Origin of the sequence: Chromobacterium sp. ATCC 53434, from assembly GCF_002848345.1 — a bacterium.
Classification (GTDB): domain Bacteria; phylum Pseudomonadota; class Gammaproteobacteria; order Burkholderiales; family Chromobacteriaceae; genus Chromobacterium.
In genome coordinates this window covers 3,645,151-3,663,520 of sequence record NZ_CP025429.1, presented here as the reverse complement: position 1 = coordinate 3,663,520, position 18,370 = coordinate 3,645,151, and the positions used below count along the sequence as shown (strand labels likewise).

The 18,370-nt window shown below is 67.1% G+C and carries 7 protein-coding genes; 5 read left to right on the top strand and 2 right to left on the bottom strand.

Annotated features, from left to right (window positions below; genetic code table 11):
• Positions 1-33 precede the first annotated feature (33 nt).
• Both CXB49_RS16110 and gloB read right to left on the bottom strand, forming a co-directional pair.
• On the bottom strand, positions 34-1,899 hold the full coding sequence (locus CXB49_RS16110) for a LysM peptidoglycan-binding domain-containing protein (protein ID WP_233492831.1): 1,866 nt from the start codon (positions 1,897-1,899) through the stop codon (positions 34-36).
• A 201-nt stretch (positions 1,900-2,100) separates the two neighbouring features.
• On the bottom strand, positions 2,101-2,868 hold the full coding sequence (gene gloB / locus CXB49_RS16105; RefSeq protein WP_369826499.1) for a hydroxyacylglutathione hydrolase: 768 nt from the start codon (positions 2,866-2,868) through the stop codon (positions 2,101-2,103).
• A gap of 13 nt (positions 2,869-2,881) precedes the next feature.
• Between gloB and CXB49_RS16100 the strand changes: the two genes are divergently transcribed.
• The 5 genes from CXB49_RS16100 to CXB49_RS16080 all read left to right on the top strand — a co-directional run bounded on the left by CXB49_RS16100 (position 2,882) and on the right by CXB49_RS16080 (position 18,356).
• Positions 2,882-3,646 carry a methyltransferase domain-containing protein gene (locus CXB49_RS16100; protein WP_101709343.1) on the top strand — a complete coding sequence of 255 codons (765 nt, stop codon included), beginning with the start codon at positions 2,882-2,884 and terminating at the stop codon, positions 3,644-3,646.
• 10 nt (positions 3,647-3,656) lie between these two features.
• Positions 3,657-4,100 (top strand): ribonuclease HI, encoded by a 444-nt coding sequence (gene rnhA, locus CXB49_RS16095; protein WP_101709342.1) that lies wholly within the window; start codon positions 3,657-3,659, stop codon positions 4,098-4,100.
• A gap of 741 nt (positions 4,101-4,841) precedes the next feature.
• The gene (locus CXB49_RS16090; protein WP_101709341.1) at positions 4,842-6,074 is read left to right on the top strand and encodes a hydroxymethylglutaryl-CoA synthase family protein; all 1,233 of its coding nucleotides are present in this window, start codon (positions 4,842-4,844) and stop codon (positions 6,072-6,074) included.
• A gap of 140 nt (positions 6,075-6,214) precedes the next feature.
• Positions 6,215-8,863 (top strand): SDR family oxidoreductase, encoded by a 2,649-nt coding sequence (locus CXB49_RS16085; protein WP_158300912.1) that lies wholly within the window; start codon positions 6,215-6,217, stop codon positions 8,861-8,863.
• A gap of 10 nt (positions 8,864-8,873) precedes the next feature.
• The gene (locus CXB49_RS16080) at positions 8,874-18,356 is read left to right on the top strand and encodes an SDR family NAD(P)-dependent oxidoreductase (protein WP_158300911.1); all 9,483 of its coding nucleotides are present in this window, start codon (positions 8,874-8,876) and stop codon (positions 18,354-18,356) included.
• Positions 18,357-18,370 lie beyond the last annotated feature (14 nt).

Below are 18,370 nucleotides of genomic sequence, written 5' to 3'. Positions count from 1 at the left end.
CGGAAACGGGCCGTTTTTGCTGTTTGGCCGATATTACAGGCCGACGATCTTCACTTTCTGGCCGGGCTGGATGTGGGTGGCCTGGCGTCCGCCGCTGAGGCGGTGGATGTCGTGGTGGGTGACGCCGAAGCGGCGGGCGATGCTGTACAGCGTGTCGCCGCGCTTCACCACGTATTCGGTGCTGTGGCGCGTCGACGCGACCGGGGCCGAGGTCGGACGGTTGTCGGAGACTTTCAGCAGCGCCGGTTCGTTGCCGCCGTCGTTATCGTCGCCGGCGGCAAGCTGGGTATCGGCCTGGATCGCGGCCTTCAGTCGCAGCTGCTGGCCGACCTGGACCACATTGTCGTTCAGCTGGTTCAGCATTCTGAGCTCGTCGACGCTGAGATTGCTGCGGCGGGCGATGCTGTACAGCGTATCGCCGCTGGCGACGGTATAGCTGCCGAGGCTGCGGGCCGCCAGCGAACGGGCCGGGCCGTCGTCGGGGCGCGCCGCGGCGGCGAGCAGCACCGCCTGGCGAGTGGAGGACGCGTCGATCGCGGCCGGCGCGGCGTCCTGTCGGGCGACGACGAGCGCTTCAGCCGCTTGCGGCGCGGCCGCCAGCGCGACCGTTGTCGATTGAGGAGCGGGAGCCGGCGGCGCGGACGAGGCGACCTGGACGACGGCGGGCGCGGCGGCCGGGGCCGTCCGGGCGATGGCCGGCATCGGGGCCGGAACGGTCTCGGCCTGGGCGATCATCGTCACGTCGGCCGGCGTGTCGGCCAGCGGCGTATCGACCGACTCCAGCGGCTGGCCGTCGTTCAGACGCTTGTTGACGGCCACCAGCACCGGCTGCCCGGCACGCAGCGTCGCGCCGTTGATGCGGTTGGCCGCCAGCAGCTGGCCGGTGCTCATGCCGTGGTCGCCGGCGACGGCGTTGACGTTCTCGTCGCCCTTGGGAATGTAGACTTCCCAGGTCAGCAGCGGTTTGTTCCACTTTTCCAGATTGGCCTCGAAACGATCGGCCCTGGTTGCCGGCAGCAGCATCTGGCGGCCGGCCTTGTACGCGTATACCGGCAGATTGAACGCCGGATTCAGTTCCTTGAATTCCGCCACCGAGATGCCGGCCAGCTTGGCGGCGATGTCGATGTTCATGTGTTTGCCGGTGGAGACCGTGACGAAGTAGGGCTTGTTCGGGAACTTGTCGAGGCGGACGCCGTATTTTTCCGGGTTCAGCAGGATGTTGCGCACCGCCAGCAGCTTGGGCACGTAGTTGCGGGTCTCGTTCGGCAGGCGGATGTTTTCGTAGGTCGGCTCGAGGCCGCTGGCCTGGGCTTTGGCGATCGCGCGGGCCAGATTGCCCTCGCCCCAGTTGTAGGCGGCCAGCGCCAGGTTCCAGTCGCCGAACTGGGCGTACAGGTTCTGCAGATAATCGAGCGCGGCGCGGGTGGCGTCCATCACGTCGCGGCGGCCGTCGTACCACCAGGTCTGCTCCAGCCCGTAGTGGCGGCCGGTGGCCGGCATGAACTGCCACAGGCCGGCGGCGCCGACGCGCGAACTGGCGGTGGGGACGAAGGCGCTTTCGACCATGGGCAGCAGCGCGATCTCGGTCGGCATGCCGCGGCGTTCCACCTCGTTCATGATATGGAACAGATACTTGCGGCTGCGGTCCAGTGTGCGTTTGAAGTATTCGGGCCGGCTGGCGTAGAAACGCTCCTGACGGCGGACGACGTCGGCGTTCACCTCGTCGAGCTGGAAGCCTTCGCGCGCCCGTTTCCAGACGTCGTCGCCGTTGCGCAGCAGGCTGGAGTTCAGCAGCATCATGTCCAGGCCGGCAGCCAGCCCTTCATCGACGCCCGAAGACGGGACGGCGGCGTCCGCGCCGGCCATGGCCGGGGATGCGGACAGCAATGCGAGCGACACGGCGAGTGCCAATGGGGTAAAGCGTTTCATTCAGACAGGCCCGTAATTCCGATTCCGGCTGATGCTAAACACGCACTATGGGGGTGTCAATTGAAAAAACCAAATAATTTCATGCGCTTTCATTGTTGATAGCCCATTTGCCGCGCCTGTAAAGGGAATCGGCATCGGGCTGCGGGAAGTTACGTATCCGGCATGTGGTTTTCAGCGAAAATCGTTCTTCCAGGCCCGCAGCAGGGCGAAGCTGGCGGCCTCGTCGTCGCCGTCCCGTCCGCCCCGCTCGCGCAGGCTATCGCGTACCGCCGGCTCGTCGCAGCGCAGGAAGGGGTTGCTGGCCAGTTCCAGCGCGATGGTGCTGGGCAGCGTCGGCAGGCCGCGCTCCCGCAGCGCGGCATCCCGGCTCTGGCGCATCGCGAGTATCGGATTATGCTGATCGGCGGCCAGCGCGAAGCGCAAATTCGACAAGGTGTATTCGTGCGCCGGGTAAACTTTGGTTTCCGGCGGCAGCCGCGCCAGTTTTTTCAGCGAGGCCAGCATCTGGGCCGGCGTGCCCTCGAAGACCCTGCCGCAGCCGGCCGCGAACATCGTGTCGCCGCAAAACAGCGCCCCGTCGATCCGGTATGCCAGGTGGTCCAGCGTATGGCCGGGAACCGCCAGCACTTCGGCGCGTCCGAAGCTGAGCGCGACCGCGTCGCCGTCGCGCACCGGGCGATCGACGCCGGCGAGGCCCGCCGGACCGTAGACCGGCACGCCGGGACAGGCCTCGGCCAGTTCCGGCAGCCCGCCGCAGTGGTCGGCATGGTGGTGGGTGACCAGAATGGCCTCCAGTTCCAAACCGTGCGCCTCCAGATGGCGCAACAGCGGCGCGGCTTCGCCCGGGTCCACCGCCACGGCGCGAGCGTCGCTTTGCAAAAGCCAGATATAATTGTCGGAGAACGCCCCGATGGGGGTGACGCTAAACATGGCTGCCATAAGGCCTTCCTCAATGAAAAAATCGTTTGGCGGCTGGTTGGCCGGCACCGAGCTCGGCCGCTACCTGCTGCAGCGCGAACAGGCGTATTTCGAGCGCGCGGCGGCCGATGTGTTCGGCTACCACGCGGTGCAGGTGGGCTTGCCGGAGATGGACTGCCTGCGCGGCAACCGCATCCCCTGGCAATGCCGGGTGGCGGACTATGGCGAGGTCGACGTTCGCTGCGACGCCGCCTGCCTGCCGTTCGAGACTCGCAGCCTGGATCTGCTGGCGATGCCCCATGTGCTGGATTTTACCACCCAGCCGCACCAGGTATTGCGCGAGGCCGATCGGGTGCTGATGCCGGAGGGCCGGCTGATCCTGACCGGCTTCAACCCGCTGTCGCTGTGGGGCGTGCGTCGCTTGATACAGGGGCGGGACTCGGTGCCGTGGAACGGCAACTTCTTCACCCAGGTGCGGATACGAGACTGGCTGGCGCTGCTGGAGCTGGAGCCGGAGGACGCGGCCTTTCTGGCCTATGCGCCGCCGTTCGCGCGCGAAGACTGGCTGGCGCGCTGCGGCTTCATGGAGGAGGCCGGCGAGCGTTGGTGGCCGCTGGCGGCCGGGGTGTACGGCATAGAGGCGGTGAAGCGCCAGCGCGGCATGCGCCTGATCACCCCGACCTGGAAACAGCAGGCCAAGAACAAGGGCGCGCTCGGCGTGGTGGCCGGCAACGAGCGCCACCACACCCACAAGCGCCCGGATGCAACCGAGCGGGACGGCGCATCGTCCTGCCATTGAACGAGACAGCATGACTACCGAAGACAAGGTCGAGATTTACACCGACGGTTCCTGCAAGGGCAACCCGGGACCCGGCGGCTGGGGCGCGCTTTTGCGCTTCAAGGGCAAGGAAAAGGAATTGTTCGGCGGCGAGCCGGGCACCACCAACAACCGCATGGAGATGCTGGCGGTGATCCGGGGCCTGGCGGCCCTGAACCGGCCGTGCCGCGTCGTGGTCTATACCGACTCGCAGTATGTGCAGAAGGGCATCTCCGAGTGGATACACGGCTGGAAGGCGCGCGGCTGGAAGACCGCGGCCAAGGAGCCGGTGAAGAACGCCGATCTATGGCAGCAGCTGGACGCCGAGCGCAATCGTCATCTGGACGTGGAGTGGCGCTGGGTCAAGGGCCACGCCGGGCATGAGTTCAATGAAAGGGCCGATCGTCTGGCCAACAGGGGCGCGGAGCTGGCCTGAACCTGAAGCAAGCGGCAGCCTGGCGGGCTGCCGTTTTTCTTGCGCGGCGACGGCGGGTGCGGTCGCCGCTTGTCGTTTGACCTCCCTTTACGGTGCCCGGATATTCGGACGACGCCGATCGGCGCTCGCCGGGATTGACCATTTTCGCTGAAGGATTGTGGCAATCCGTGGTATCGATGTCATCGGCAATGCCTGGAATGACGGCGCCGGTTTTTTGTTTGATCTAGAATAATTCTTTCGTTCTGTACCGATATTGCTTGTCGGCTGATTGTATATCTTATTTTCTGCTTTGATTTTCTAATTTGGCGGCTCAAGCATGAGCGCCATTCTTTCTTGCCGGCTGAAATGCCGAGCTGTCCTGACTTTCCACGCGATGCGCGGTCTTATTCGAATGCGAAGCGCTCCCGCGTTTATTCACGATTCTTCCCGAAATATTGCTGTTGAATGAATGCCGGAGAATGCCTTGCGTTCTGTTTGGAAATCATTTCGTCATTATCGGCATATCTGATGCATTAAATTAATTCAACTGTCTGAATGGGCAGGTGTTGTTCGAAGATTGGCGGCTGTATTATCTACCTCGAATATTTATCGATCTTTGATTATGCTTGTTCGATCGTGGCATTCTGTTTTGGCTTGGGAGATTCTGCAAGTCGAAAGGTGGGCCTGAGTAACTCGCAGATTCTCCAGCCAAAATCAGACATATCTTCATTGCGGTACTTTGTATTGAGGAAGGTAAGTCGAATGGATATTGGCATCGAAAGTATCAGTAGCTTTTTTGGTTTTGCTTGCATCGGCGTTCACGATCTATTCGAGTACCGCAAATTAGACTTGCATAGATTTTCAAATCTGCTGATGGAGCGCAAGTCGGTCAGCCTGCCTTGCGAAGATCCGGTGACAAATGCAGTCAATGCGGCCAAGCCCATGATTGACGCACTGGACGCCGAAGACCGGGACCGGATTGAGATGGTCATCACGGCGAGTGAGTCCGGTCTGGATTTCGGCAAGTCTCTCAGCACCTATATCCACGATTATCTCGGTTTGAATCGCCGTTGCCGCCTGTTTGAGATCAAACAGGCATGCTATGGCGGAACCGCTGCCTTGCAGATGGCGGTCAACTTCATCGCCTCCAACGCCTCCCCCAACGCCAAGGTCCTGGTGATCGCCACCGACGTGACCAGGGCTACCGCCAAATTCACCTATGCCGAGCCTTCGCAGGGCACCGGCGCGGTGGCGATGCTGGTCAGCAACAAGCCGGAAATTCTGGAACTGGATTTTGGCGCCAACGGTTATCACAGTTATGAGGTGATGGATACCTGCCGACCGGATGTGCACGTCGAGACAGGGGATCCCGATCTTTCGCTGATGTCGTATCTTGATTGCCTGAGCAACAGCTTCGCCGATTATGAAAGCCGAGTCGAGGGCGTCGATTTTCTGTCTTCCTTTGAGCACCTGGTATTTCATACGCCATTTGGCGGCATGGTCAAAGGCGCGCATCGCGCCATGCTGCGCAGCTTGCGCGTGCCGGTCAATCAGATCGAGGATGACTTTCAAAGACGGATGCAGCCTTCATTGGCGCATTGCGTCGAGGTTGGGAATATCTATTCGGCGACCATATTTATGGCGCTATGCAGTCTGATCGATAATGTCGAGTTGACCGGCGCGAAGCGAATCGGCTTGTTCTCTTATGGCTCGGGTTGTTCTTCCGAGTTTTATAGCGGAATTATCACGCCTCGCTCGCAGGAAAAAGTACAGGCCATCCAGATAAAGTCGGCGCTGGATGCCCGGTATGGTTTGAATCTGGATGAATATGAAACGCTGCTTGATCTGAACGAGAAGTTGCTGTTTGGCGTGAAGGATTTGACGGTGGATGTTTCGGCATACCAGCAAATTTACGATAGCCATGTCGAGGGAAGCGGCCGACTGGTATTGGATAGCGTGGATGCCAATTATCATCGAAAATATCGGTGGGCTTGAAAATGGGAACGCTGCTCTTCCGTGTGTCCGAGCATGAATCCTCTTCTCCCTCGTCCGGTCAGGCGCCTTTGGCGCGGAATATATGGCTTATCACGCTGTCCGCCCGCAATGAAAGAGACCTGGATTTGCGGATATCGGATTTGCATCGGTGGGCGCAAGGCCAGGGCCGGGACATTTCCCTGGATGCCTTGAGCCGCACGCTGAATGCCGGCCGCAAGCACCATGCGACCAGACGTTGCTGGATTGTCGAGTCCATTGACGATTTGCTGACGGCGCTGGCGCGGCGGGGCGAGGACGCGGTCTTGTCCCGGACGCCTGCGGAGGGGCGCTGGACGCCGGCCGAGGCGATCGCCGCCCTGGCCGCCGCCGACAAGGCGCAGGACCGCAGGCTGGCGCTGGAGGCCTTGGGCGCGTGCTATCTGGACGGGGCCGACATCGATTGGTCGCAAATCCAAGCAGCCTGCGAACCGATAGGCGATCTGCCTTCCTATCCGTTCGCCAGGACTTCGTTTTGGGTGCGTCAGCCGGAAACCCCGCGGGGTCAGCCGCTCGGCGCCGCCGCAGGGGGATTTTGGGACCGCGATGTTTCCACGCTCGGGCGTCAGGGTTTTGCCAAGCGCATCGGGCGGGCGGACGCGTTCGGCTATGGCGTGCGGGGCACGCCGCTGCTGCATGCCGCATCGTATATCGGACTGGCCGTCGCCGCGTTGCGGACGCTGGGTTCGGATCCCGCGTCGCTGCGCCTGCGACGGTGCGCCTGGGCGCAGCATCTGGTGCTCGATCAGCCGCAGGCGCTGGCGGTCTGGCTGCAGGGCGATCAGACGGAGGCCGATTTCGAAATCGCGCTGCAGCACGATGGCGCGTCCGAAGTTCTGATGCAGGGCGTGGCGCGGATGCCGGCGGGGCCGGCGCCGACGGCCAGCTTGCCGATCGCGTCCTTCGACGGCGATGGGGCCTGGGTTTCCAAGGACGGCGTTTTCGCCTTGCTGGCCGGCACCGGCATCGAGTATGACGCGGCATTCCGCCATGTGGAGCGCGTCGCCTTCGGCGACGACGCCGCTTTCGCCGAAATCGCGCCGCAGCCGGCGACGGCGGAGCAGGCCTTGCTGGCGGCGCTGCAAGTGCTGGAGTGCTGGATCGCGCGGCAATCTTCCAATCCGGCGATGGTGTCGCGGATAGGCTCGATGACGCTGTCGGGCCGTCTCGGCGCGGCGCGTCATGTCAGGGCGCGCCGCGATGGCGGCGGTTTCGAAATCGTCATCGCCGACGCCGACGGGCTGATCTGCGCCGCGATGGAGGATGTCGGCGTTTTCCCGATCGGCGCCGACAACGACGGCGCCGAGCCGGTGATGGCGCTGACGCATTACGAGCCGCGTCCGCTGGAGCTGCGCGCGCCGCATCCGGCCTTTCCCGGCGGGGTGCTGCTGTTCGACAACGACGAACGGCTGGCCGACGCGATGCGCGAAGCCGATCCGCGGGCCGAAGTGGTGGTGGTCCTGCCCGGCGAGGGTTTTTGCAAGACGGGCGCGGCGTCCTACCGCATCGACCCGGCGCGGGGCGCCGATTATCGCCGCCTGCTCGATTCGCTGCGGCAGGACGGCCTGTTTCCTTCCGCGCTGGTGCATCGCTGGGCGGCGGACGCGTTCTCGCCGCTGGGCGCGGCGATGGCTGCGCAGCTGACGCGGGGCGTGAAATCGCTGTTCTGGCTCGGCAAGGCCCTGCTTCTGGAGAAGTGGCCGCGTCCGGCGCGGCTGGTGTTCTGGTACCGCAACCGCTCCGGCGCGGCGCAGCCGTTATCGGCTTGCGCGGCGGGGCTGTTGAAGACCCTAACGCAGGAGTCGCCGCAACTGACGGCGCGAGTGATCGACGACAGGCGATCGGGCGACGATGCCCGCGCCGCCGCGCGGATGCTGGCGGACGAGCTTGGCCACTGGGACGACGGCGACGCGGAGGTCCGCCATGACGACGGCGGCCGATTCCGCAAGACATGCGGCAGGCTGCCGGCGGCCGCCGCCGCCGCGACGGTTCTGCGGCCGCGGGGCGTCTATCTGATCAGCGGCGGGCTGGGCGGGCTGGGCAGGCTTTTCGCCGAGCACTTCGCCAGCAGGGGGCCGGTGACGCTGGTGTTGACCGGCAGGTCCGCCTTGTCGGCGGAGCGGGAGCGCGAACTGGCCGGCTTGACCGCCGGGGGGAGCAAGCTGGTCTACATGCCGTGCGACATCGCCGATGCGGACAGCGTCAGGGCGCTGGTCGCGCGCATTCGCGCCGAGCACGGGCCGATCAACGGCGTGCTCCATGCCGCCGGCGTCTTGCGGGACGGCTGGCTGGCGGACAAGAGCGTCGACGATTTCGACGCGGTGCTGGCGCCCAAGGTGGCCGGCACCGTCCAGCTGGATCTGGCCACCCGCCATGAGCCGCTGGATTTTTTCATCATGTTCTCCTCCATCGTCGGCGTCGCCGGCCATGCCGGGCAGTCCGATTACGCGGTGGCCAACGCGTTCCAGCTCGAGTTCGCCGAGCTGAGAAACGCTCAGCGCGCGACGTCGGAACGGTCGGGTGCGACACGCGCGATCGCCTGGTCCTATTGGCGCGACGGCGGCATGCGCATGTCCGGGCAGGACGAGTCGCTGGCCAGGAGCCGCTGGGGATTGACGCCGCTGGCGACAGATGCGGGGCTGGCGCTGTTCGATCGGGCGCTTTGCCTGGACGCGCCGGCCGTCGTGGCCGCCTGCGGCGATCCCGCGCGCATCTCGTCGATATTGTCCGAGTCCTTCCACACCCATTCTTGAGTCCAGCGCGATGACAAGCCAGCGGAATCAATCTGCCGAACGACTGCAGCAGGCCATTTTCCAGATCGCCTGCGAAATCCTCAATCGCCGGGACGACGCTTTCGATCCCCGGCGCGGCCTGCGCGAGATGGGCTTCGACTCCATCACCTTGAAAATCTACGCCAAACGGCTCAACGAGTCCTTCGGCATCGACATCGCGCCCAGCGTGTTTTTCACCCACGACACGATCAGCGCGCTGGCGGAGCATCTGGGCGCGGCATTCCCGCAGTGCCTGGACGATCCGGCGCCGCTCGCCGGGGGCGGGGCGCTGTATGCCCGCTACCGGGGCGCCGCGCTGGCGCCGCTGGGTTCGCGCCGGACGCGCCGTGCGCTCGAGGCGCCGGCTGAGGACGGCATCGCGGTCATCGGCATGAACGGGGTGTTTCCCGGGGCGGACGATCTCGCGGCGTTCTGGCGCAATCTGCGGGAGGGCCGGGATCTGGTCGGGGAGGTGCCGGCGCGGCGCTGGGACTTCGAGCCTTACCGGGGGCTGGACGATTTGCCCAGGCCGATTCCGCGCTGGGGCGCCTTCATCGACGGGGTCGACGAATTCGACGCCGCCTTCTTCGGGATATCGCGCCGCGAGGCCGAGTTGATGGATCCGCAGCACCGACGGTTCCTGGAGTCGGCCTGGCACGCGATCGAGGACGCCGGCTACGCGCCGAAGTTGCTTTCCGGCCGGCGGGTCGGGGTTTTCGCCGGCGCGCAGTTCAATAGCTACGAGGAATTGCTGCACGACGCGCACGAGTACCAGGGCTACACCGCCACCGGGACTTCGCATGCGATCCTGTCCAATCGCGTGTCTTATCTGTTCAATCTGCGCGGACCCAGCGAGTCTGTCGATACCGCGTGCTCCAGCTCCCTGGTCGCCATCCACCGCGCGGTGCTGGCGATCCAGAGCGGCGAATGCGAAATGGCGCTCGCCGGCGGCGTCAGCCTGCATCTGACGCCGCGGGCCCAGATCGTGACTGCCCAGCTCGGCATTCTGTCGTCGGCCGGCCGCTGCCGCACCTTCGACGCCGCCGCCGACGGCTTCGTCAGGGGCGAGGGCGTCGCCGTGCTACTGTTGAAGCCGCTGGAGCGGGCGCTGGCGGATCGCGACCACATCTACGGCGTGATCAAGGGCAGCGCGGCCTGCCACAGCGGTCGCACCTCGTCGTTGACGGCGCCGGAGGCGACCGCGCAGACCGATGTGATCGTCGAGGCGCTCAAGCGCGCCCGGCTCGGCCCGGATTCGCTGGGCTATATCGAAACCCACGGCACCGGCACCGAGCTTGGCGATCCGATCGAGATCGAGGGCATCAAGGGAGCTTTTCAGCGATTCTCCTTGCCGTGGCAGGAGGCTGACGGCGTCGAGCCGTGCGGAATCGGCTCATTGAAGACCAATATCGGCCACCTCGAGGCGGCCGCCGGCGTGGCCAGCATGGTCAAGGTGCTGCTGGCTCTGAGCCACAAGCAAATCCCGCCGTCGCTGCATGTGCGGCAGGTGAATCCCTATCTGAAGCTGGAGGCCAGCCGCTTGTCCATCGTCACCCGCCTGGGCGACTGGCCGCGGCGCGCCGATGGGCAGGGGGGTTGGCAAGCCCGCCGCGCCGGCGTCAGCTCCTTCGGTTTCGGCGGCGCCAACGCGCATGTGATTCTGGAGGAGGCGCCGGAGCCGCAGGCCCTGCCGGCGGACGGAGCGGCCGTGGGCAAGCCGCGCCTCGTCGTCCTGTCGGCCAGGAGCCAGCCGGCGCTGGCCGGCATGCTGCGCAATCTGGGGCGCTGGCTGCAAGAAGCGGGCGACGGCGTCGCGCTCGGCGATCTGGCCTACACCTTGAATACCCGCGGCAGCGATTTCGCCGAGCGTTGCGCCTTCATCGCCTCGTCGGTGGACGAGCTGGCCGAGGCGATCCGGACAGTCCTGGCGGGCGGTCGTCCGGACAATTACAGCGCGAGCGGCGAGTCCGCTCGCGCGCCGAGCCCGGGCGGCGGCGCGCATTCCGCCTTGATGGCGACCGCGTCCGCGTTCACGGCCGGCGCGTCTGTCGATTGGACCGAACACTACGCCGGCGAGTCTTTCCGGCGGATTTCGCTGCCGGGCTATCCGTTCGAGCGCGAGCGGTTCTGGATTCCGGACGCGGAGCGGCAGGGAGAGCTGGCCTTCTACCCGTCGAGATTCGTCCGCTCGGCCGGCCTGGAGAAGCATCCCGCGGCGAGCGGCACGCTGTTGCTGATCGGCGCCGGCGACGCCGCCGAGGGGATACGGGCGCAGTGGCCCCGGCTGGAGGTGGTCGCGGTCGATGCCGCCGACGACTGGGCGCCCGTCATCGCGCGGCTGCGCGAACGGGGCGCGCCGCCGCGCTACATCGTCTGGCATGCGCCGGCGTGCGGGGCCGATGCGGCGGCGCTGGCCGAAACCGTCGGCGATGGCCTGATCGCCTTTGCCCGGCTGGCCCAGGCCTGGCTGTCCGCCGGCGCGGACGACGCCGTCCAGGTCGTCGCCGTCCATGCCGGGGAGGCCGCCGAGGCGTCGGCGGCGGCGATGTCGGCGTGGGCGCGCGCCCAGTTCGCCGAGCACGAATCGTTTTGCTGCCGCTGCGTGGAACTGGGGCCGGAGATGTCGCGCCAGGAGGGCGCGGCGGCCGCCGTGGCCGAGGCGCTGTCGGCCGATACGGCCTGGCAGGTCCGCTACCGGGACGGCGCCCGCTGGACGCAGAGCCGCGACGCGCGGGCCGGCGACGACTCGACAGGCGCCGGCCTGCGTCAGCAGGGCGTGTATCTGGTTTCCGGCGCGCTGGGCGCCCTGGGCGCGATGTTCTGCAAGCGCCTGGCCAAGGACTGGCGCGCCAGGCTGGTGTTGTTGGCGCGCCGCCAGCCCAGTCCGGAGCAGGTAGAGGCCTTGCGGCGCGATGGCGCCGAGGTGCTGGTCTGCGAGTGCGACGTCGCGGCGCCGGAGCAGGTCGACGAGGCGGTCCGCCGCGCGATCGCGGCGTTCGGCGCGATCCATGGCGTGCTGCATATCGCCGGCGTGGGCGGGGAGGCGCCGGTCCTGTCGCAGGATGCCGAGGCGATGCGCCGGGCGCTGGCGAGCAAGGTGGCGGGCACGATCAATCTGGACCGGGCGACGCGGCAGCTGCCGCTGGACTTCTTCATCGGTTTTTCCTCGCTGGCGGCGGTGTTGCCGACGGCGGGCTATTCGGCCTACGCGGCCGCCAACGGCTTTCTCGACGGTTATCTCGCCGTCAGACGGCGCAGGCAGGGCGCGGGGCTGAGCCAATCGATCAACTGGCCGCTCTGGGCCGATGGCGGCATGCGGCCGGCGGATGGGGCCGAGCAGGCCTGGCGCCAGTGGATGTGGAAAAGCCAGGGCCTGGCGCCGCTGTCCAGCGAGGACGGCTATGCCGCCTTCGAGCGGGCGCTGGACAAGGGATGGCCGAATATCGTCGTCGCCTGGGGCGATCAGGCGAGATTCTCCGCCTTGTTGGCCGCGTCGGTGGGGGCGGTCCGCTCCGCCGCGCCGCAAGCGGAAGCGGTCCCGGAGCGCTTGACCGCCTCCGTCGACGCCGACGATGTCGAAAGAACGCTGGCGCGGCTGGCGGCGCGGATATTGAAGGCCAGGGCGTCGGACATCGACCCGCGCGCGGCCTTGACCGATTTCGGCTTCGATTCCTTGTCGTTGAAGGAATTCGCCGTCTTGCTGACGCGGACCTATCACATCCCGGTTACGCCCAATCTGTTCTTCCAGCATGGCTCGCTGCGCGCGCTGGCCCTTTATCTGCAGCCCAAGCTGCCGCCGGCCGGCGCCGGTGCGGCTTCGGCCGGGGCGCCGGCGACGGAGTTGCCGCGATCGGTGGAGCCGTCCGGCCGGCCCGCGCCGGAGGAGGCCAGCGCGGAGCCCATCGCCATCATCGGCATGGCCGGCGTCATGCCACAGTCCGAAAATATCGAGGCGTTCTGGGCTCATCTCGAGGCGGGCCGCGATCTGGTGACCGAGGTGCCCGACAGCCGCTGGAGTTGGCGAGATCATTTCGGCGAGCCCGGCGGCGACGAACAGAAGTCGTACTCGAAATGGGGAGGATTCGTCGACGGCATCGACCGGTTCGACGCCAAGTTCTTCAACATCTCTCCGCGCGAGGCGGAGCTGATGGACCCGCAGCACCGCCTGTTCCTGCAAGTGGCGTGGAGCGCGATCGAGAACGCCTGCCATGATCCCTTGTCGCTGGGCGGGCGCAAGATCGGCCTGTTCGCCGGCCAGCAGGTCAACGAATATCAGGAGTTGCTGGAGGCCAACGGCGAGCGCAACGCCTTCCGGGTGACCGGCAATGTCGATGCGCTGCTGGTCAACCGGATTTCCTATCTGCTGGACCTGCGCGGACCCAGCGAGGTGGTGAGCACCGCCTGCTCCAGCTCGCTGGTGGCGGTGCACCGCGCGGTCGTCGCGCTGCGCCGCGGCGAGTGCGAAATGGCGCTGGCCGGCGGGGTGAGCCTGATGGTGTCCCCGACCGGCTTCATCTATCCGAGCCAGATGCGGATGCTGTCCCGCGACGGGAAATGCAAGACATTCGATGCCAGGGCCGATGGCTACGTCAAGGGCGAGGGCGCCGGCGCGGTGGTGCTCAAACCATTGCGCGCCGCCTTGCGCGACGGCGATCCGATCCGGGCGGTGATTCGCGGCAGCGCGGTCAACCATGGCGGAAAGTGCACCTCGTTGACCGCCCCCAATTCCGCGGCGCAGCGGGACGTGATCGCGGCGGCCTTGTCCGACGGCGGCGTGGATCCGGCGACGATAGGCTATGTCGAGGCGCACGGCACCGGCACCGAGCTCGGCGATCCGGTAGAGATAGACGGGCTGAAGCAGGCCTTCGCCTCCGCTTCGACACTGCTGGCCGGCTCCTGCGCGGTGGGGTCGGTGAAGACCAATATCGGCCACCTGGAGCCGGCCGCCGGCATCGCCGGCCTGCTCAAGGTGGTGCTGGCGCTGCAGCACAAGTTCATTCCGCGCAGCCTGCATGTCGAAACCGTCAATCCTTACATAGACCTGGCCGGATCGCCGTTCGTCATCGCCGGCGAGGCCGGGCCCTGGCGCGCCAAGCTCGACCCGGCCGGCCAGGCCATCCCGCGCAGGGCGGGCGTCAGCGCCTTCGGTTTCGGCGGCGCCAATGCCCACCTGGTGGTGGAGGAGGCCCCGGTCCCGGCGCCGGCGGCGAACGCCGGCGAGCGGCCTTGCCATCTGCTCCCGCTGTCCGCCAAGACCGCCGCCGCCCTGCGCTCCCGGGTCGGGGATCTGCGGCAGTGGCTGGCGGCGGACGATTCGGCGTCGATCGCCGAGCTGGCCTACAACCTCGGCGCCACCCGCGGCCATTTCGACTACCGTTGCGCCTTTGTGGTCGGCTCCCGGGACGAGCTGGCGCAGGCGCTGGACGATTATCTGGCGGCGCCCGTCGATGGCGAGGCGTCGGCGCTTGGGGAGCGGCTGGGCGGCAAGGCCATGCTGGCCGAATACGCCGGGTATCTGCTGGACAAGCTGAAGTCGCGTGATACGGCGCCGGCCCAGCGTCGCAGTATCCTGTCCTCGCTGGGCGAGCTGTATTGCCGGGGCGAATCGATAGACTGGCGCGCACTGCACGGCGAGCGCGGCCTCCGGCGGCTTCCGCTGCCGGCCTACCCGTTCGAGAAGACCGCTTACTGGCCTGCGCGGAACGGGAAAACAGCCGGCGGCCAGCCGGAGACCTCGCTGGTCTACTATGGCTGCGAGTATGTCGAGGCCGCCCTGCCGCTGAAGGCCGGCGCGGCGCCGGACGGGGCCGTCGTCGTGTTCGACGCCGACGCGGAGTCGGCCGGGCGCTGGCGCCGGCTGTGCGGCGACGCGCCGCTGATCCTGGTGCGTCCGGGCGCGGGTTTCCGTCAAGCCGGGCCCGGCTGCTACGAGCTGGCGGCCGACCGGCCCGACGACTACGCGCGGCTTGTCGCGGCGGTCCTGGCCGAGCACGGCCGCCTGGCCGGCGTGATCCACGGATGGGCGTTGGCGCGGCAGGGCGAGCAGGGGCTGGCGGCCCGGCTGGGCGCCGGTCTCGACGCGCTGATGCCGCTGGCGCAGGCGCTGCTGTCGCATCAGGCGGCATGCCCGGTGTTGTTCGCCCACGGTCCGGAGGACGCGGCCGAGCCGGCCTATCGCGCGGTCGGCGGCTTCGCCAAATCGCTGGTGTTGGAGCATCCGGCGCTGACGCTTCGGGTCGTCGCCTTCGACGCGCCGGCGGTCGACGAGGACGGGCTGGCGGAATGTCTGTGGCGGGAGTGGCTGCATGGCAGCGATGCCGAGGTCCGCTACGCCGGCGGCGTCCGCCGCGCGCGGCGGATGGCGCCGGTGCTGCCCGGAAGCGGCGGCGCGGCGCTGCGCGACGGCGGGGTCTACATCATCACCGGCGGCGGCGGCGGGTTGGGCGCCATCTTCGCCGAGCATCTGGCGCGCCGTTACCGGGCGAGGCTGGTGTTGTCCGGCCGCTCGGCGCCGCAGGACGGTCCGGGCCGGCTGCTGGAGCGGCTGAAGACGCTGGGCGGCGACGCGATCTATGTCCAGGCCGACATCGGCCTGGCCGACGACGCCTTGCGCCTGGTCCAGGCGGCGGAGCAGGCGTTCGGCGAAATCCACGGCGTGCTGCACGCGGCGGGCGTCGGGGCGCCGGCGCCGATAGAAAGCAAGACCCGCGAAAGCGTGGCCGCGGTCCTGTCGGCCAAGGTGCAGGGCACGGCGAACCTCGACCGGGCGCTGGGCGCCCGTCCGCTGGATTTCATGCTGCTGTTCTCTTCCATCTCCTCGGTCATCGGCAATCCGGAAAACGCCGACTACGCTTTCGGCAATGCCTTCCTGGACGGTTTCGCCGACTCGGCGTCCTCGCCGTCGCGCAAGCTGCTGTCGATCAGCTGGCCGCTGTGGCGGGACGGCGGCATGAAGTTGCCGCCGGCCCAGATGGAAAGCCTCTCCAAGTGGATGCGCAAGGCCCAGGGGCTGGTGCCGCTGCGGACCGAACGGGGCCTGCAGGCCTTCGAGCAATGCCTGGCCTCCGCCCATACCCATTTGACGGTGATAGACGGCGATCCGGCGGTGTTCGAGCGCACCATCGCGGGGGCCTTCCAGTACAGCCGGCCGGCCGGCGTCGCCGAGACGCCCGTCCGGGACGAGCGGCCCGCCGGCGAGGCCTTGCCGGCAGGCTCGGCCGGGGAAGCCCCGCCGTTCGAGGCCGAGCTGCGCGCTCTGACCTGGGAGATCCTGAAAATACCGGCCGAGGCGGTTGAGGTGGAGCAAAGCTTCTCGAACCTGGGTTTCGATTCCATCTCCTTGAAGACGCTGGCGGACAGGATAGGCCAGCTATTGCAGTGCAAGATCATGCCCAGCATTTTCTTCTCCTACGAAACGCCGAAGGCGCTGGCGGCGCATCTCGCCGAATCGCATGCGCCGGTTCAGCGGCCGGCGCCGGTCGAACCGGCGCCGAGCCGGCCGCAGGCGGCCCGGCCCGCCAGCCCGCCTCGGGCGGCGGCGGAGACGGACAGCGGCGATATCGCCGTCATCGGGATCAGCGGCGTGATGCCGCAATCGCGCGATCTGGAGCAGTTCTGGGAGCATCTGGTCCAGGGCCGGAATCTGGTGTCCGAGGTGCCGGCGGCGCGCTGGGACTGGCGCAAGCACTATGGCGGCAAGGTGGAGGACTCGGTCTCGAAATGGGGGGGCTTCCATCCGGATTTCGACAAGTTCGACGCGGAGTTCTTCGGCATCACGCGGCGGGAGGCCGTCCTGATGGACCCGCAGCAAAGAATTTTCCTGCAAGTGGCCCATCACGCATTCGAGGACGCCGGCTACGCGACCCGGTCGCTGTCCGGCCGCGCCGTCGGCGTTTTCGCCGGCATGAATTTCAACGAGTACCAGCAGATGCTGGCGGAGCATGGCGAGTCGCACGCTTATCTGGCGACCGGCAACTACAGCAGCATGCTGGCCAACCGCATCTCTTTCTGCATGAATCTGGCCGGGCCGAGCGAAACGCTGGACACCGCCTGCTCGACCGGCCTGGTGGCCATCAACCGGGCGATCCAGGCCATCCGGACCGGCGAGTGCGAGATGGCGCTGGCGGGGGCCGTCAGCGCGATTCTGAGTCCGCAGTCCTATGTGGTGGCCAGCCGTCTGGGCATTCTGTCGCCAAGCGGGCGCTGCCATACCTTCGACGAGCGCGCCGACGGCTACGTCAAGGGCGAGGGGGCCGGCGCCGTGTTGCTGAAGCCGCTTGCCAAGGCGATGGCCGACGGCGATCACATCCATGGCGTGATCAAGGGCATCGCGGTGAACCATGGCGGTCGGGCGAACTCGATGACCGCGCCGAACGCGCTGGCGCAGGCCCGGGTCATCGGCGAGGCCATCAGGCGGGCCGGGGTGGAGCCGGCGACGATAGGCTATGTCGAGACGCATGGCACGGGAACGGCGCTCGGCGATCCGGTCGAGATAGACGGGCTCAAGAAGGCGTTCGCGGCCAGCGACCGGCAGGCGCACTGCGCGCTGGGCGCGCTGAAGGCGAATATCGGCCATCTGGAGGCCGCGGCGGGGATGGCGGCCTTCTTGAAAGTCATTCTGGCCTTGCGGCATGGCAAGCTGCCGGGCAACGCCCATCTGCAGAACCTCAATCCCTACATCGATCTGAACGGCAGCCCGTTCTTCATTCCGACCGAGCTTGCCGACTGGCCGCAATCGCCGGCCGGCGCGCCGCGGCGGGCCGGCGTCAGCTCCTTCGGCTTCGGCGGCAGCAATGCGCACGCGATCCTGGAGGAGGCGCCGGCGCGGCCGCTGGCCGAACGGGCCAAACCGGCTTATCTGTTCTGCCTGTCGGCGAAGAAGCGCCCGCAGCTGTCGGCGATGCTCGACAACTTGCGCGGCTGGCTCGGGAGCGGGGACGCGCGGGACCTGGAGGCGCTCAGTTTCACGCTGAATTGCGGCCGCGACCATCATCGGCACCGCTTCGCCTGCGTCGCCGCCGATCCGCTCGAATTGCGGGAGGCTTTGGCGAAGGCGCTGGAGGACGACTCGGCGATCGCCGACGCCGGACAGCCGCCGAGGATCGAGGCCGAGCGCATCCGCCAGCGGGTGGCCGGCTTGCTTGCCGCGTTGAAGGACGGCGCCGAAGCGTACCGGGCCTCGCTGGAAGACATCGCCGCGGCCTATCGGCAGGGCGTCGATCCGGACTGGCCGTCTGTGCACGCCGGGGAGGCGCATCTGCGCATCCCGGCGCCGGGCTACGCGTTTGAAAAGAAACGCCATTGGTTCGACGCCATCCGGCCTCCGTCGCCGCCGGTCGAGGAGGCGGTCATCGCGACGCCGGCGAAGATCGTCATGAAAACCTTAGTCGATTCCTCCCGTGTCGCCACGGGACGAGCAGGGCATGCGTCAGTCATTGACAGCTCCTCCTCGAAAATCCGCTTGAGAAAATTCTGAAGAGGAGCGTATCC

What these genes read in the sequence shown, in the direction of transcription:
- CXB49_RS16090 (WP_101709341.1), top strand. Translation starts at nt 4,842, where the DNA reads ATGGATATTGGCATCGAAAGTATCAGTAGCTTTTTTGGTTTTGCTTGC.
- CXB49_RS16100 (WP_101709343.1), top strand. Translation starts at nt 2,882, where the DNA reads ATGAAAAAATCGTTTGGCGGCTGGTTGGCCGGCACCGAGCTCGGCCGC.
- gloB (WP_369826499.1), bottom strand. Translation starts at nt 2,868, where the DNA reads ATGGCAGCCATGTTTAGCGTCACCCCCATCGGGGCGTTCTCCGACAAT.
- rnhA (WP_101709342.1), top strand. Translation starts at nt 3,657, where the DNA reads ATGACTACCGAAGACAAGGTCGAGATTTACACCGACGGTTCCTGCAAG.
- CXB49_RS16080 (WP_158300911.1), top strand. Translation starts at nt 8,874, where the DNA reads ATGACAAGCCAGCGGAATCAATCTGCCGAACGACTGCAGCAGGCCATT.